8 protein-coding genes are annotated in these 18956 nt (G+C 45.0%); 5 read left to right on the forward strand and 3 right to left on the reverse strand.

Going from position 1 to position 18956, the window contains the following annotated elements; translation table 11 throughout:
- Window positions 1-162 precede the first annotated feature (162 nt).
- The 3 genes from BCV39_RS03465 (at window position 163) to BCV39_RS03475 (ending at window position 15140) form a co-directional block, all read left to right on the forward strand.
- Window positions 163-10566 (forward strand): DUF11 domain-containing protein, encoded by a 10404-nt coding sequence (locus BCV39_RS03465; protein WP_102431640.1) that lies wholly within the window; start codon window positions 163-165, stop codon window positions 10564-10566.
- 27 nt (window positions 10567-10593) lie between these two features.
- The gene (locus BCV39_RS03470) at window positions 10594-14109 is read left to right on the forward strand and encodes a hypothetical protein (protein ID WP_102431624.1); all 3516 of its coding nucleotides are present in this window, start codon (window positions 10594-10596) and stop codon (window positions 14107-14109) included.
- Between the two features lie 62 nt (window positions 14110-14171).
- On the forward strand, window positions 14172-15140 hold the full coding sequence (locus tag BCV39_RS03475; protein WP_102431625.1) for an OmpA family protein: 969 nt from the start codon (window positions 14172-14174) through the stop codon (window positions 15138-15140).
- 83 nt (window positions 15141-15223) lie between these two features.
- On the opposite strand, the gene BCV39_RS03480 is transcribed toward BCV39_RS03475, so the two are convergent.
- The 3 genes from BCV39_RS03480 to BCV39_RS03490 all read right to left on the reverse strand — a co-directional run bounded on the left by BCV39_RS03480 (window position 15224) and on the right by BCV39_RS03490 (window position 17060).
- Entirely contained in the window at window positions 15224-15643 is a 420-nt protein-coding gene (locus BCV39_RS03480) for a BLUF domain-containing protein (RefSeq protein ID WP_102431626.1), read from the reverse strand.
- Between the two features lie 165 nt (window positions 15644-15808).
- The gene (locus tag BCV39_RS03485) at window positions 15809-16549 is read right to left on the reverse strand and encodes a hypothetical protein (protein WP_102431627.1); all 741 of its coding nucleotides are present in this window, start codon (window positions 16547-16549) and stop codon (window positions 15809-15811) included.
- 319 nt (window positions 16550-16868) lie between these two features.
- The gene (locus BCV39_RS03490; protein ID WP_240698015.1) at window positions 16869-17060 is read right to left on the reverse strand and encodes a hypothetical protein; all 192 of its coding nucleotides are present in this window, start codon (window positions 17058-17060) and stop codon (window positions 16869-16871) included.
- A gap of 526 nt (window positions 17061-17586) precedes the next feature.
- Between BCV39_RS03490 and BCV39_RS03495 the strand changes: the two genes are divergently transcribed.
- Window positions 17587-18015 (forward strand): hypothetical protein, encoded by a 429-nt coding sequence (locus BCV39_RS03495; protein WP_102431628.1) that lies wholly within the window; start codon window positions 17587-17589, stop codon window positions 18013-18015.
- A 106-nt stretch (window positions 18016-18121) separates the two neighbouring features.
- On the forward strand, window positions 18122-18907 hold the full coding sequence (locus tag BCV39_RS03500; RefSeq protein ID WP_102431641.1) for a hypothetical protein: 786 nt from the start codon (window positions 18122-18124) through the stop codon (window positions 18905-18907).
- Window positions 18908-18956 lie beyond the last annotated feature (49 nt).

Consider the following 18956-nt stretch of genomic DNA (forward strand, 5'->3'; position numbering starts at 1 on the left):
AAGGCGAGATGCCAAAATAGTGACGTCAAATCTATGGCATTTAGCCTGGAGACTTGTCAATCTACTGTGAAGTACGCGTTAATGTTCAGATACAACCTTGCCTTTTTCTTATCTATTTTATTGTTTCCATTCTCCGTCCAAGCTGAAACAGCGGGGCTAAAAATGGATCTGTCCGTTGATAGTGCGTCTTATGACAATGGGCAAAAGGTCGTTTATACGCTTGTTCTTACGAATGAGTCGGATAAAACCATTGCAGGGTTGGATGTTAAAGATGATCTGTTAAATATCTTAACGACAGACGATGAAGGGAATGATGTTAACGCCTTTACTCAAGCATCGATCCAAGCGGAGGCGACGCTTCTTTCATCGCCGGGTACTTACAACCGTTTTGGTAGTTTAGAGGCGACTGACGTACGTATTACTGTGGGTGGCTCGGTGACCTATACCATGACCGCCAAAGTTTCTGGTGACGCAGCCGGTACGATTGATAACGTCGCAAGCGCGAGCGCTGGGCCTCTTTCATCTGCTGAATCAAATACGGAATCTATTCAACGAGGTTTGTACGAACACGATATTCTGGTGTCGGTAGATAAGACAAACTACCAACTGAATAAAGAACTGACCTACTCGATTAAGGTATCAAATACTGGCGATATGGTGATTCGAAGGCTTGATGTTCAAGATGCTATTTCAGATATCAAGACATTCGACATCGATGGCGTTCTTCAACAGGCTTTCACTAACAATGTGAACTCTGCCAAGGTTGAAGGTGGCGAAAGTGACGCAGGTACTTTTAGCTCTTCGGGGGATTTGTCAGTCACTGATGCGTCGATAGATATTGGCGGATCTATCACCTACACAATTCGAACGACCGTTGCCGACAAACTAGTCGGCGATATTGTTAACGACGACATAACGGCAGCAACACGAGATGCGCTGGTAACGGGTGACACAATCACAACGCCACCCACAGCACCTAATGTCACTATTAAACATACCTTGAACCAAACAGAGAACTATGTTGTTGATGATGAGTTCTCTTACACGGTTACGGTAACCAACCAAGAAAACTCTGGTATTGCGTATCACTATTCTGTTCAGCAGCTACTTGCCGTTTTAGAGACCGACTTAGGTAACGATGTCAGCAACGATAAAAATGCTAACGATACCAAGGGGAATCCTTACGAATCTTGGACCAATAAAGTTATTACTATTGGGCCTAACAGTACCTCTCAACTGGCTGATAGCGGCGTAGAATCCAACCATTCACTGGATGATGTAGTCTCTATTTACCCTGGCGAAGAGATCCTTTACTCGGTTGAAGTCGATGTAAGCCCTGTTTCAATTGGCGAAATTCCTAAAGTTATCGCACGTGTAGTGAATGCCGAAGGCACGGCTGATTCTGCTGATGTGGTGACTAACCCTCTAGATACACAAGAAGTCCTAAACTCTTCATCAAGCCAGATTACCCGCAACAAGAACACAACAGATACCACTTATGTACCTGGGATATCGGGTGAAAATGAAGTGGTCTACGACATTGTTATCTCCAACAAAGACACTGAATTTTTCGCGAACGATGTTGAAGTGATCGACAAATTCTCTTGTATCGTGACAGAGCAAGCCGATGGTACTACCGATTCTGCGTTTTCCGAGTGGAAGTTGGAAGTGGATGAAAGCAGCGGTGAGGGTTCTAACTATGGGTCATTTAATTATGGGGCTTGGACTACGAAGGACATCAACCTAAAAGTCGATCTTGCTCCTGAGGGCTTTGTTCACTACAAACTGACAGCCAAAGTAGCAGATACCAGTGTGGGTCAAATTGTTGATGATGGTACCGATGCAGGTTTGTGTTTGGGAGATAACCTGGGTGAGGCGGGTTCTGGCGTGCAAATGCCAAACTCCAAGTTAAAAGTACAGAAGGAAGTGGATTCTCGCTACTACTCTGCAGGTGGCACACTCAACTATGAAATCACGGTAGAAAACAACGGTGACGGTTACGCGATTGATGTACCTGTTTATGATGACATTGCATCAATCATGACCAAATCAATCACGGATGAGCCAACTAAAGCGTACTTGAGCTGGGTTGTGACGGCAAAATCTTATGGCTCTGATGACTTAGTCTCAATAAACAGTGATCCCGGTTTTAGCGGTGAAATTTCAGGTAATCAGAGTAATAAGAACATCTTAGATGTGAAGGCGAAGCTAGCCCCGCACGACAAAATCATCTATAGCATTGCAGCGGTGGTAAACCCGATTGCCGATGATGAGATTCGAAATGAAGTGACGGTAGATAGCGTGCTTTATTCTGACAGAGGTTCATACCCAAGAGACTACTATCTAGTCTTGGACAAGCGTGTCGACGGCAACAACGAGCAAAGCGCTTACACCGACACGACAAAGGAAGTCACTTATACAATCAGCGTTACCAACCCTGAAGGGAATGGTTTTGCGTCTAACATCAATATTAAAGATGAAATCAGCACGATAGAGGCTGAGTTACTGCATGAGCCGGGTGAAACCAAGCCTGTGTTTAAATCTTGGACGATCACGGCTGACAGAGATGCGGCTTCTCCTTGGGTCAAAGCGGTCACCGATCCTGGAGAATTCTCAGATAATACTGACCTGAATGCCACGGCACAAATTCCACCAGGTGCAACTATCACCTATACCGTTGTTGGGACACTCGATCGCGACGTAGACAGTGAAATTCTATGGGGTACGTTCATAAACACGGCAACAGTGACAGGCCCAGGCACCAACCTATCAGATACGGTTCGCACCTATCCTAGCGAGCCAAACCTCGTGGTTGCTAAGACTGCTCGACATACCGACTTTGTGGTCGGAGAGCGTGCTACGTTCGATATTGATATCTATAATCGCGGAGCTGGTTACGCGAACGACGCAACGGTAAAAGACAGCATTTCAGCACTCATGTTCTTCGATAGCTGGACGATTGTCGGATCGACTAACACCGATAAGCCGGGGTCTCGCTACGGTGATATTACTGATAATACAGACATCAATACTGATGTTGATATCACTCCAGGAGGTTGGGTTCGTTATGAGGTGAGTGGTATTGTTAATGCTGATTATCCACATGATCAAGTATCCAACCGTGTAGATGTCTATGACCCTATTACAGACAGAGAGCACAGTTCTTCCGCGCAAATTAATAACGCAGATAGCCTTTTTGATATCAATGTTTCCCTTACAAAGACGACGGATGTAGTCCGCTATACACCAGGTGAATACGTTGAATACACCATTTTGGTTAAGAACAATGATGAAGAAAGCTTCGCTGAAGTTGAGCTCAAAGACGAACTGACGAAGGTCTTCACAACACTTGCCAATGACAAAGATGCGTATGTTGAGGATGTCGAAAACCAGTCTGCATTCGAGCATTGGTTGATAGATACTGGGAGTGGCTATGGAAGTCAATCTACCCATGATGTAAGGATTCCGTTGTCACTTGCTCCCGGTGAATTGAAAACCATAAAGATTAAGGCCCTTGTTAAAGATAATGCGGTGTCAAATGGGGTTGACGCGGATGGGCTAAATGTTATTCGGAATGAAGCTTTACTCCTCGATAGTAGAGACTCTGGGTGTATGACAGATTGCGAATATTTTAAGCGTGCCGTGGCTGAAAACCATCAAGTTCACAATAACGGTACCGTGGTTCGTACAACCAACATCAACCGCTACTCTCCGGGCGATGAACTGACTTACACCATCAAATACAACTCTCAGGATGGTCACGGCTATCGCAACAACGTTGACGTTAATGAACTGATCAATGATATCTCTGTTGAGTTACAAGATGGCACATCAGGCAATCCATTCTTCGACGATGCGGTGGGTACCAACAAGTTTACGGTGGCAGTTGCTAAGAGCGATCCTGCAAACGTGGGTACAACCGATGGTACCAAAGACGGTGATGTTGCGAACGACACTGACATTGTGACTTCGATTGATATCGATGCTGGTGAAGATGTGATTTACACAGTAACAGGTACCGTAAGACCGGATGCGGTCGGTGATATTCATTACCGAGATACCGTCGTGATTCCCGATGATTACCATTTAGATTTTGATAAAACGACTGATGAAGTGGTGTACGAGCCAGCTCAAACCGTGACCTATCACTTGGTGATTGAGAATGACGGTAAAGGCAATGCTCACGACATTCCAATTGTCGATAACCTCAAAGATATTACCGTCGATCTCGTAGACGGTACAACTGGACCTGCGTATTCAACATGGACCATTACCTCTATCGCAACGGGCACTGATTCTGAGTATGTCGATGCAGGTGCGGGTGCAGGTAAGGTTTATACATCAACAGACAACAACCTAAACGAAGAAGCCGATATTCCGATGGGAGCAACGCTTGAGTACCAAGTAGTGGCAACCATTAACGATAAAGCCAATGGCGATATTATCAATGTACTGACTGTTGATGGAGATACGATCTCTCATGATATCTCGCAAGCTGGTCGTCAAATTGATTACGAAAAAAATATTCTGGACTACTACGATGCTGATGGAAACAAGATTCCGGGTGCAACGAGCTACATGCCTGGTGGTTACATCGAGTATGAAATCTATATCGAAAATATCGCAACTGCGCACGTTGATGATATCAGCCTTCGTGATGACATCGACCAGATAACGACTCAATACTACGACGGAACTCGCGGTCCGGCGTTTGATAGCTGGACTATTGAAACGTCTGAAGACAGTTCAGGGATCTCTGACCCTGATGTCGATAACTCGATCAAAGACAATCAACCGATCGATACGCACTTTGATATATCGGCAGATAACTTTGGCCGTGCAGTATCGTCACCGTTTGTACGTTATGTCATCAAAGCCAAAATCAGTCCCAAAGCAGTAGGTTCTTTCACTAACCGAGCGTATATCGATGAAGATGATGGCAACCAGTTAATTGCTGTTTCTCCCCCAACGTCGATGTCAGAGCCAGAGATAACATTCTCGAAAAAGGCGTTCTATGACGCAGGCTTCTCTTCGGCAAAGACAAAGTACTCTCAAGCTGCGGGTGAGAGTGAAGTTTATTACCGAGTTCAAATTAAGAACACGGGCAACGGAATTGAGTATGGTTCTCGCCTTGAAGATACCATTTCTGCAATTCAGACTCGCATTGCAGAAGATGCTTCGACGTCTGGCGCTGACCCTGTCGGGCAACCATTTTTATCTGGTTGGGAAGTGCAGCTAGAAAAAACGGCAGCGGTAGGTTCGATCACGGACGCGGTTGACTTTGTTTCTGGTAACAACGTTGATATTGATAACGACATTGTTATCGCGCCTCAAGAAAGCCTAACGTTCACCATCCATGCTGAGATTCGTGAGGATGCGTTGGGCGATATTCAAAACAAAGCGAATTATGACGGTATGGTTCGTACTGCGACTCTAATGCCACTAGGAAGTAATATCAGTGTTGAAAAACGCGTGGTGTCGATTAACGGCAACCCGTTCAATGATGGGGATACCTATCTGCCGGGTGACGAAGTCGAGTATGAATTCGTGGTCACTAACCCAGAAAACGGTTGGGCAAATGATATTCAGATCAAAGACACGGTAAAGGATATTCAAGTTGAGGCTATTGGTGGAACAATGGAATCCGCCTTTGTTTCGGGCGATATCACTCACGAAGTCAGCAATGGTATTGATGCTAACGTCGATACTTATGTTCCGAGCTATAACCCAAACAATAACCTGAATATCGAAACCGATATTGCCGCAGGTGAAGTGCTGACGTTCAACTTAACAGGTGTTATCCGTGATGATGCTTTGGGGACTATCGAAGCCAACCGAGTGACGGCAGGTAATCAGTCAGCAACATCAGAAACGATTCCACCACAAGCGGCTGAACTCGACTACTTCAAAACCTTGGTATACACCGATGGTGAATCAGCTGGCTGTTCAGTGCCTTCAAACGATGGCAGCAGCTGTACCTATGCACCGCGTGGTGATGTTGAATATCAAGTTACGTTAGATAACACCGGCGATAGTATCGCCAATGATGTACGTGTTATTGATGCTATCCATACCCTCAAAACCGAAGATGGCGATGATGCTTTCTCTGATTGGGCAACAGCGATTGCGGTTGAACCGGTTGGAACTTATGACGTGCAAGGCAACTACAATGGTAGTGTGCCATTGAATGCGACTGTCGATCTTCGCCCAGGTGAACGCATCGTGTTCGATGTCAAAGGCACAGTTTCAACATCGGCAACAGGTACCATTACCAATACGGCACAAGTGAACGGTGATGACACCAACGACATCGTACTTGACCCTGGTCGTTCTAATATCCTAATCGATAAGTGGACAGATACACCTACTTACGTGCCGGGTGGCACGGTGAATTACTACATCGACATTACCAATGACGATGTGGATTCTGGCCTGTTCTCAATCCGCGACATCATCAGTGGCTTCGAAGTCGAAACTGTCGATGGTTCAATGCAAACCGCACTCACTGAGTGGAGCGTTGATTACGATGTCTTATACAACTCAGCACCATCGGATCCTGACGCGAATGATTTCTCAGAGTTAGACAAGCTCGTTGGGCAAAGCAGCCCAGACATCGATTTGCCTGCTGAGTCAGTCAAGATGGCAGGGCGTGATGATGCGGGTACTGGCGGCGGTGATAAGTACACGGTTGTTCGAATCCATGTTGAAGGCAAGGTTCGTGATGATGCGATTGGTCGCTTTACCAATACTGCATATCTGCGACATGGCTTGGACGATTCGAAAATAGCTCGCTTAAGAGAGGGCTACATTACGCCTCAGCCGGGACAGTTGGTGCTAACCAAAGAAGCTACCCCGATTGCTGAGCCTGATGCTAAGTACCAACCGGGCCAACCTATCTCCTACAAGATCACCGTGGCTAACACGGGTGAAGGTTACCTTGTGGATCAAGTCCTGACGGATCGTATCGATACCATCATGACCGAAGTGGCGAACAGCCCAGATCAAGAACAAGCCCTTACCGGCAACTGGATCATCAGCGATGAACAGATTGATGGTAGTGGTGACCCAGCATTGAATGCTCGTAAAGATGTGTCTAACACTGCTCAAGGTTACCGCGCCACTTACAGCATTCATCCCGGTGCCAGCTATTCGTTTGTTGTCACAAATACCGTGAATGACAAAGCCAAAGGCGAGATCACTAACGTTGTTAAAGTGGTTGGCGATGATGGTGAATACACCGCAGACGCGACCTACATTCCAGAAGACGCACAAGTTGAGATCACAAAAGACGTTGATAAAGCGGAGTACCTTCCGGGAGAAACACTTCAATACACCGTGACCGTTAAAAATAACGGTTTAGGTTGGGCTGAAGATGTTGTGATTGAAGATGCGTTGAAATCGGTTGAAACCACGATTGCTGGTGGTGAGACGAAGCAAGCCTTTGACCCTGCTTCAATCCAAATATCTGCGGTATCGACAACGGGTGAGACCCCAGTACCGGATGCAACCAGTGGTGAAGACCTTAATGAGACGCTCGATATTGCGCCTCAAGACAGCATTGTTTTCACTATTCAAGTGACGACTAATCCGTTGGCGACAGGCGATATTACTAATATCGCATCAGCGATCTTTGACGGCACAACATTTGATGACAGTGCTACCAGTACACCAGTTTTGGCGATGGTTTCGGTCAAGAAGACGGTTGATACGCCATCGTATGAAGTAACCAAGCTGATTAACTACGACATCACCGTAACCAACAGCTCTGATGCTTTTGCATCTGGTGTTCAACTTCAAGACATCATCAGTGACATTCAAGTCGACACGACCGCGGATAAACAAGAGTCGGCATTCCTGATGTGGGAAGTGAGTTTTGAAGCTTCAGATGACCGCACTGTAGTGACGCCGAAGACGTTTGAATTGAGTGAAGACATCGACGTCAATATGGATGTTGCGCCACAAAGTACCGTGACATTCCATGTTAAGGCGTTGATTCGTACTACGGCGATTGGCGATATCAGTAACACGGCAACCATCACTTACAACGGCGTACCACAAGACTCAACGGTAGTCATGACACCGAAAGACTCTGAGTTTGTTGCGACGAAAACCAACGTACAAACCGAGTATGAGCCGGGTGGTGAGCTGGAGTTCTTGATTACTATTGAGAACACCTCAAACAACTACATTAGTGACCTAAGTGTTGTCGATGATATGAGCACGATAGAGGTGAGCTATTACGATGGCACCACTGGCCCTGCCTTTGTTGCCGGAACCACTTCTTTGATTGTTGACTCAACCACGCTAGGCACGACGACAGAGCAAATTAGCCCGATTGAATACAGTGTGGATATTGCACCGCACGGTACGGTTGTATTCCGCTCAAAAGGCACCGTGGTCGATACTGCGACTGGACGTATCGTCAATACAGCGCAAGTTGACGGTGGCGATGTGGTTAGTCCTCCGGTTAACACTGTCGCGGCGGTTGTTCAAGCTGAGCTCTATACAGACGCACCTTATTACGTGCCGGGCGACCAAGTTGAGTATCACTTAGTGGTACAAAACATTGGCCGTGGTATCGCTAAAGATGTGGCGCTTTACACCCAGTTCTCTGAGTCAATGGGTGATTACATAGATGGCTCCCGCAGCAATGCTTTTGATGATTGGACCCTAACAGCATCATCGGAAGGGGCTGAAACGCAGCCGGGTACGTTTGATAACGATAAAGACCTCTTCACCTTGGTCGACATCGCGCCGGGTGGCAAGATTGACTACACCTTCACATTGACCGTCAACGAAGACATGTTGACCAACATCGATGTACTCGGCTACTACCTTGATCTAACGGGTAGCCCGACGATGCGTGCTCGATCTAAAGGTATGTTGGCATCAGAAACCTCGATGCAGGCAGTAGCAGACCAAGTATCAGCTCTGGATCTACCTCCAGTGGGCGCAGATCTGATTGTCGAAAAGCGTTCAGACAAACCTGAATACACCGAAGACGACGACAGTGTCACTTATTACCTAGCTGTGACCAACAATGGTTTAGGTAATGCAGCGAACGTGCGACTCACTGATGAGATCAGCGAACTGCAAAATAGCGTTGGCAACAAAGTGTTTACTGACTGGACGATTGAAGGTGTTGAAGTCGATGACACAGGCGCGGTGATTCAGCGTCATAGCTTCCCGTCGAGTAAAGATCTAGATACCACCGTTAACCTAAAATCCCAAAAGCGAAATGCCTATGCGTTCGAAGTGGTGGGTACATTAGGTAAAGGTTTAGATGACGACATCACCAATACCTTTACGGCGACTGAATCTGACGGTACTGAAACTAGCGACAGCGTAACCACTCACATCAAGAAGATTCCTGACAACTCTGGGGAATTGGAGCTGACCAAGTCGGCGCTGCAAGATACCGCGCAAGTCGGTGATGCGGTTGAGTACGAGATCATCGTTGAAAACAACAATGAATCTTACTTTAAGAACGTGACGGTAGAAGACCGTTACCCAGGTGGCTTGAAATACATCGTGGACACGTCAGAAATCGTGTTGAGCGGTATTGATGGTGAGTTTGGTACGGAAGATGATCAGGTTCTTTCTCAAGAGCCATCAGATACTGGCAAGCTGATGTTCACTTCGTTGAACTTTGACCCGGGCGAGAAACTGCGTATTCGTTACTTATTGCGAGTATCGGTAGGTGCGACCTTTGGTGACTACATCAACACCGCAGTCGCGAAAGTGGATGGCTCAGCGGTTTCTAATGAAGACACCGCCAAAGTGACCGTAGAACCGGACAAGGTGTTCGATACCTCATCGATCATCGGCAAAGTCTTTGAAGATCACAACAAAGATGGGTTCCAAGCTGATGCAACGGCATTTAATGTTGAGTTAACAGCTAATCTGCCTACTCAAGGCTATATTGCGGGATCTACAATTGTCGTCCGTGATGCTAAGGAGGTTGTCGTCAAAGACCAAGAATTGGTTGGCTCTGCGACCTCTGTTCTAGAGAAAGGTTTGAATCTTGGCGATCTTTGGGGACATTCAGTGAACCGAACACTGCCAGAAACCAGCAAAGTGGTTATTCAATTTAAAACTCGCACGCAGCAAAGCTTTGATTTCTACGTCACGACCGATGCGGGCTCTCGCATCGAGTTCGACGCACAAGGTCAGATTCAGTTTAAGCATGAATCGGACAAGAAAAAGGGACTGAGCGCTGAAAACCTCAATGTAACCAGAAACCTATATCGCGATGGCGAGGATTACCTGTGGGAAATTGTTATCGAGAACAAAGGTATCTACGAAGATGGTATTCCGGGCGTTAAGTTGATGACGGTTGAGGGAATCGTTATTTACACAGATCAGTACGGTCGTTACCACGTGCCCGACCAATGGGTACTCAATAAGAAAGGTAAGAACTTCCTCGTGAAGTTGGACACTGACTCGCTATCCACCTCCATGGAAGTGGTGAGCGAAAACCCGAAAGTGTTGCGAATTACCCCGAATAAGCTCACCAAGTTCAACTTTAGCGTTCATCGCAAAGATCAAGAAAGTGAACAGCAGTAAGCCATTGGAACCGTATCTGGAAATTGTATGAAAGTATTTAGTAAGTCTCGTTTAGCGACGTGTGTGTTAACGGCCATTCCTGTGATGGCGGTAGCGAAAGACACTGGTAAGCTTGAAAAACTCGGTTCTGAGACGACTGGCATTGAAATCACTAAGCCGAACCAAGACCAAGACAGTTCGCGTATTTACCTAGAGCAAGGTGCTATTTGGGCAAGCCGTGACATCACTCGCTTTGACCCTGTTCTAGATGTCAGTGTCAGTGACGAGCTGGAAGTCGAACAAGGTACACTGCGCGATAGCGTAGGTTTCACCATCACCACCAACTATGGTTATTACATCAAGAAGTATCAGCTAGAAGTGTACCGTGTCGGCGATTTTGGGCTGTCTGAACCCATCGCTGTACTTGGTGGCGAAAAGCTAGCAAACGATTCTGATATTAACTGGGATGGTCAAACCGATGTCGACTACCAGTTTGAGGTGGGTGAGCAGCTGATGTTCCGTCTAAAAGCGTGGGACAAAGATGGCAACATGGACGTGACCACCGTTGGTGTGACGGATTTGGTGAAGCCTGACTCTGAAGTGGATATCGATCGCAACGATAACGACGATGAAGAGAGCAAAGACAAAAGTTACGGCCAAGCTAAGTTGATGCGTCACAACATCCCGACCAATGCCGGCTTAGCCAAGTTCATTGGTACCGGTTTAAAAGGCGTTGATAAAGTCATCATCGGTGAAGACGAATTTGACGTTGAAGACGGCAACCTATACGCAGAACAGTATCTACCGACAGACTCCTACATTTTTCCAACCAAGGTTGTGTTTGATAACGGTGATGAACGCCGCTACAAGTTGTACGTTCGTATTCCAGATACGTACTACGCACAAACGGGTTTGGCTGATCTTTATGTTGGTAAGAACAATGTTTCCGGTAATAACAGTGCGCTGAGCGTCGATGACCAATATCAAGATGACCTCTATAACCAAGGGCGTTTGGCGTACTTTGGTCAGGGTAAATTTGGTGACAAGCTTCGCGTGACCACTCACTTCGATACTCGAGAAAGTGAGATAAAAGACATGTTCAAACATCCATTCGCATCAGACGATTCGGATGTGTTCGATATTCTCGAAGACGACGATGAGCTGTATTACGGCAACTATGGTGACAGCTCAAACATCGAAAAAGTAGTTAACACCAAGGGTAAAGTCTACCTCAATGTGGAATACGATAAATCACAGTATTTATGGGGTAACTACAACACAGGGTTAACCGGTACTGAGAACAACGATTACAACCGTAGCCTCTATGGTTTCAAGGCCGATTACCGTACTCGCGATACCACACAATATGGTGAAGATCGCTTGAACGTGGTTGGTTTTACGGCAGAAGCTGACTCCTTGTATGCGCACGATGAGTTCTTAGGTACGGGCGGTTCTCTGTATTTCCTTCGTCACGGTGAAGCGGTACCGGGAAGTGACAAGGTTTACGTAAAAGTAAAAGATGAATCTGGCCTAGTACAAAACGAAATCCCTCTTGAGCCGGGTGTCGACTATGACTTCGACCCGTACCAAGGTCGAATCATTCTGACCAAGCCACTCGACAATATTTTGTCTGACAGTTTCGGCAGCGTGATTGAAAACGGTGACGATTACGAAAACTTCCTGGTTGTCGATTATGAGTATGTTCCTCAAGGTTCAGACTCGTTAGACGCAATGTCCTATGGTGGTCGTGCCAAAGGTTGGGTCAACGATTACGTTGGTGTGGGTGTGACGTATGCGACTCAAGAAAAAGACAATCAAGACTACGAGTCTTACGGCACTGACTTAACGTTGCGTGCGACGGAAGGCACCTACATTAAAGCCGAGTTTGCCCACAGTGAAGGGACTCAAACCGAGTCGAATTTCGTCTCTACTGATGGTGGTTTAACCTTTACGCCAATTGGCGATACATTGGAAGACCGTAAAGGTGACAGTGTCCAAATCACAGCTGTCACCAGCCTTTATGATCTTGCTCCAACCATCTTTGGTGCCGTTGGTAATGACCTGAAGCTTTGGTATCGAGACAAAGACGCGGGATATAGCTACGCGAGCAGCAGCGACGACTTAGAACAAGAAGCCTATGGTGCTGAGCTTCGTTTGCAAGCGACCGATCGTTTGGCGGTTCTGTCTCGTTTCTCGACCAACGAAGAGCGCGATGTTGACGGCAATCTAGAAACAGACACCGAGACTATTGAGGTAGAGACTCAAGTTAAAATCACCCAGCACATCAAGGTTTCGGCGGCAGGGCAACAAACTGAAGAGCTTAACCAAAACGACGAGCACAGCGATGCGACCTTAGCGGGTGTACGTTTGGAATACATGTGGGACAGCGACAATAGCGTTTACGTTAAAGGGCAAAAGACTGTCGATCAGTCGGATGACTACGACGAAAACGATAGCGCCTCGATCGGTGCTGAATTCCAAGTTTTGGAAGATTTGTCTTTAGGTGGTGAATATACCGATGGTGATCGTGGGCAAGTTGCTGAAGCGACGGTGAGTTACGATGTATCGGATGATCATTCCACCTACGTAACTTATGTTGATGACAACTATGAAGGCCAAAACAACGTGATTGTCGGTCAGCGTGCAGACCTCACCAGCAGTGTCGATTTCTACCAAGAGAACCAGTTCGTTGATGAAAATGATGGTCACGGTCGTATAGATTCGTATGGCTTTGGTTACGACGTGACGGAAGATGTTGAGATGGGCATCGGTTATCAACTCGGTGAAATTGAAGACGACCAGAACATCACCACGGAGCGTGAATCTATTAGCTTCAATGCTTCAATTGACCTAGATGATATCACCCTAAGCCATAAATTCGAATACCGAGTGGATAAGAGTGAAGATGACCCAGAGATAGCACAGCGTGAGCTGCAACAAATCGTGACGACCAACCGTTACACGCACCACCTAACGGAAGAGTACACATTGTTTGGCAAGTTCAACTACTCAATTACAGAGAGTGAAACCACGGGCGAAACCATGGCGCAATTTACTGAAGCGACGGGTGGACTAGCGTATCGTCCAATCTACAACGATCGACTCAACTTACTGAGCCGCTACACCTACATTGCAGATTTCGATCAACTGGATCGCGATGTGGATTATCAAGACGAAACCAGCCAGATCATTGAAGTTGAAGCGATCTATTCGATCGATCAACACTGGGACATCGGTACTAAGTACGCCCATAAAGACAAACAGCAAGCTTTTGAACGAGCCTCTGGTTCGAATGAGTTGGTTAAAAGCGATATCGACCTATACGGATTAAGCGCTTCTTACCGAGTGATGAAAGAGTGGGATGTGACGGGTGAATACCACTGGAAAACAGACACACTTAACGATGAGTTAGAACACGGTGCGTTAGTTTCGGTGAACAAGCACATTGGCGAGAACTTCAAAATGGGGATTGGTTATAACTTCTCTGCGTTTGATAGCGATCTAACCAATGATGATGATTATGACGCATCAGGTGTGTTCATTAACTTAGTCGGTAAGATCTAAGCCTGCCCAAAAGTGGGTTGAAAGTTAAGAGTTGAGAATTCGAAGTGACAGTTAAGAGTAAGATGAAAACCATTATTTTCCTAATAAGCGCAGTGATGAGTACTTTGTTGCTTTCCGGCTGTGCAACCGACACTTATGTGAGTCAGGAGAACCGAGACAAATTCGCAGGCATAGACGTGTCTAAGTTTTTAATCAGCGAGTGTTTGGCGCCAGAGCGTGAGGTGCATATCGCTATCGCAGAGCATTTTGCTTTTGATAAGTACAAGCTACGCGACCTCGACAAGATCAACCTAGATACCTTTGTTAAAGAGATCAGAGGCCTCAAAGGGCGCATCACGATTGTCGGTCATACTGATTACAAAGGTTCTCTGGAATACAACGAACGTCTTTCACAGCGACGCGCTAAGTCTGTGGCTGACTATCTTCAGACGCAGTTAGACCCTAATAAGTATGATTGGGAAGTGAAACATCTTGGGGAAACTCAGCCTTTGTTGTTGGGTAAAACCGATAAGGACCGAGCGGAAAATCGCCGTGCATTTATCGTGTTTGAAGAAGCGCAGAAGTACGAAGAGATGCCTTTCTGTGAGCCTCCAAAACCAGAGCGCAAAGTTTATATGGCAATGACGCCTCACTTCGATTTCGATAAGTCAGTGCTTAAGCCAGAAGACTTAACTCAGTTGGATGATTTCACGGCTCAGCTGAGTGGCTTACAAGGCAGTATCATGGTGGCTGGACACACTGACCAAGCTGGTTCGGTCTCTTACAATGAGAAGTTGGCAGAGCGCCGCGCAGAAACGGTGGTTGAATACCTTAAAACCAAACTCGATCCTAAGCAGTTCATCTGGGAAATGAAGTCGTTTGGTAAATTGCAACCAGCGATAAACGAACGTTCAGAGAAAGCTGATGCACTCAACCGCCGTGCCTTTATCGTGTTTAAAGAGTCGGATATTACTGCTGAGCAGCAAACACTTACTGGCAGTGAGCAAGAGTTTCTTCGTAGTGAAAGCGATCTGAGGCCTGGCGATGATTAAAAGGTTGCCTTTCTAATGACGTGAAAAAGCCCCATGTGTTGGGGCTTTTTGATATGTCTTCTTCTGATAAAAGGGTCGTTAATCTACTCAGAAGGTAAATTCTGCTTCAATTCTAGAAGCATTTGATAAGCACTTTCACCGGACATCTCATATGGGTTGAATTGGTTGGATGTTGAAAACTGTAAGTTTACCAGCTCGGTTAGGTTCGACTGAGGAATATCACCCATAGACCAGTCTCCAAATTGCCGACAATCTATTTCCTTGAAATACAAGATCATTACGTTTTTGTGGCGCTTATCATTGAGAATATGATTGTAGGTATGGTTAACCGCAATTCGTGAACCTTCGATACATTGTAGGAAATACTTATCGTTGTGACTAAGAAGGCCAGTTAAGTGGCTCTGCTTATTGCGATCGTGTGATATCTTGAGAATTTCATCTAAAGCCTTCGAGTCGCAGCTTTCACAAAGCGTACTGACATAAATTAACCGAGTTAGGCGCATAGGCATCACTTCGAATATTGTTCAAAAGGTATTAATAAATATAAGACAAGCTCATAGAAATGCTAATTATTGGTGGAGTTGAAACTGTTTAGAGTTAGATGAAAGTGAAGAGGCTAAGTTATAGTTGGCCCCTCCGTTTTATCGTTTACACAGTATTATGGCGAATTAATATTGCTCTGGAAATGTTGGATTAAATATTGGGAACAGCACTCGTAATTCATCTTGAGCAAGGTAGCCTTGTTGAGTCTTGATCACCTCTCCATTCTCACGGTACACCGCCATTGCACTAGAGTAGGTGCCGGTTTCTAACCATGATGTTTTGAACTCAGCGCAGTACGCTTCAACACAATCGCGTGGACTTTGAGTTGCCCAGCTATCAAATCCAGTTTTCCAGCCTAGCAACGTTGAGCCTTCATTGATTACTTTTTCTGTGTCTACATGATGAAAAGTCGATGAAACGTGCTCAATTTCGATATCGGTATTTCCAATTAAATCGCTATAAAACACGTAAGTAGGCCATAAATCTGCGTTGTTATGAGAAAGAGTGAAGGTCATTTTACTGGAACCTTCCAGCAATAGTGTTTCACGCTCAATCGTAAAAGTGATTCTCTCTTGAAGATCTGCAAGGTTACATGTCCATAATTGGCATGCATTGTACATTTGATCGTAAGTCGTTCCCCAGCGTTTTGCTGCTTCGGCGATCAAGTCAGTTTGAGGTGGATTTAAGCCAGTGTCTTCGTCTGGATTGGTTTGATCATCTCCTGAACCATCGCCCCCACCAGGCGGCAATATTGGATTACCCGGGTTGTGAGGTGCTGTACCTCCAGTGGTGTCTGAACTATCTGAACTGTTGCAACCGCTAAGTAATACTGCGACCAATGCGACAAATAAAGCTGATTTTTTCATTGTGAATTTACTCTCTACTCTTATTAAAAGCATCCTAATAGGTTGATAAGCTTTATTTTTCGATTGCTCATCGGCGCCTTTCCTTTGGTGAGAACATAATATTTGTGAACTGAATCATTGGCTAAGTAGCATTTTGAATATTTGTAATAAGTAATGCTTATCGTACTGGTTAGGTAGTTTGATAAATGTAACTTTTGTTATCAACAATTGAGGGATGCGCGGAGAAAGTCGATGTAATGTAGGGAGGGTGCAACGCTCATCTCTTAAATGGTGAATGATATTGGGATGTATTCACCATATAAGAGGTTAAAGTCAGTACTTAATTGTTCACTACCGAAATAGATTCAACGTTTGAAGAGGCATCAAATCGAACGTTAACCAACACACTTTCACGTTCGAAAGTTACATCATCAAAGTCAGTAGCCGCGATTTTAAATCCATTCCTTGCAAATAAACTTGTTACCGTTGTCCGTTGTTTCTGTTCCATTGCGCATGTCAGTAGTTCGTTCATCGTTATCTCCATATTAGGTAACCGTGTGTATTTTTTAAGCGTACAGCCTCTTTTCTATGAGATCAATTGCCTAATAGATAAGCTGTATTGATGTGTTCAATTGAATGATTTTGATATTCAAAAATACAATGGGTAAGTGGGAATGCGATTGCGTTAGTTATGATAAGTAGAGTGTTATGTGACCACAGTTCAGCATTAATCGAGAACGAAATTTTTTGTAATAATCGCGTTGAAATAAGTGGTTACAAAACAGGGGGAATCATACTCGCCGTTTAGTATGTTAGGTCGGTGATTGGAATCATTGTTGGTCTATATCCAGCTTAACTAAAGTACATCGATTTATGATATGTAGAGTTTTTAATGAACCTTTTTATTGAAATCTCGCATGCCAAAGCAGTGTTGTTATAAGTGTTATTAATTTCATATTCTTGCTTTTTACATTCTCTTGATTTATAAAATAAGCATTCACCGATAACTTCATGATTATATTAGTTTTTACTAACCTTTAATAACATGGAGAAAGGCGATGAATAAGAACCCAACATGCAATAGGTTAGCGAATTTATTGAGGCTGCGTAGACCATACAAAATATCTGACTTTCTAGTGAGTTCTGATGAACTTCGAGTCAAGAAAGATGTTTATAGTTTACGTAAAATCAAACAGCTAGAAACTCGACAACTGGGCATCAAAGAAAACGCAATCAACGTCATTTCATTGGCCTTGATGCTATCTGCAGCAACTTGGGCGTTCGTACCTCAGTTTGGGTTACCTATGCTCGCTCTGACCTTTATTTTGGCTTTTGTTTCGTGGCGAAAATACGAGCTTCGTGCAGAGTTTAAAGGATCAGACGAAACTGGTGATCACTGGGTATCTGTAGCTCGAGGTTGTACTCGTGAAGAGTTTAAGATCTTAAAAAGTGTCGAAGTGAATTTGCGAGAACAAGTTGTAAGCTAAGTGCGACCTCGCAGTTAGCATGGTTCAACCCTAAACAAGGCTCGTCATCATTGGCGAGCTTTTTATTTTTGGAAAGGAAGGACTTATTAAAAACGATATGAAGCAAATGCGAGTAGCCTTGGGTGTCATTTTTCTCGGCTTCAGCCTTTACACTAATGCCGACACTATTGAGTTCCCTGCTTGTGTTGAAGGTGAAGTGTTGAACACCGAGGTTCACCTTTACATTGACGAGTCTATGTTGTTGGAATACTCGAAGGCGTTTATCGCTAGTAAAGTTGCCACATGGGAAAGTTACTCCAACCTAGTTTTGAAAAACTCATGTATTCCTATGAGGAGAAAGGTAACCCAAATTACTTATACACCTGCTATCGATAGCCTTTGGTTTCAAGATTTGAGTGCGGCAGAGAGGCTACTCAAATTATCAATGAAAGAGCCAATTGAAGAAATCACAGAGGACGGTCGTCCTGTTTTTACAGGTGTTGTGTTTTCTAATTATCATTCTGCTTTCGAGTCTCGATATTGTGGTATCGCATCTCAGGTCTCTCGTTTTTTCTTTTTGGCTATAAATTGCCCAGACTCGACAATGGAACATGAAATTGGTCATTTGAGCGGTGCTAACCATGACTATAAAGAGGTGTTAAAAGATTACGCGACTATCGAACATTTTATCGCTGACAGGTACCCGAAAGCGCCCGCATATTCATTCGGTGCTACATGTGCAGAGAGAGGCACTGTAATGTCTTATGAGCGTGATATTATTCCTGCCTACTCTAGCCCTGAAATTAGAGTGAACGGACAGCAATGTGGAGATAACGCGCATCACAATAATGCGAGAGTGCTTAGAGAGTTCGCAAATACTCATTTAAAGCTAATAGACTCCAACAAAAATTAGTCGAGCTAATGCCGAGAATAATCAAATAGTACGATGGCGTTTGAAAACA

Origin of the sequence: Vibrio sp. 10N.286.55.E10, assembly GCF_002872555.1 — a bacterium.
Lineage (GTDB): Bacteria > Pseudomonadota > Gammaproteobacteria > Enterobacterales > Vibrionaceae > Vibrio > Vibrio crassostreae.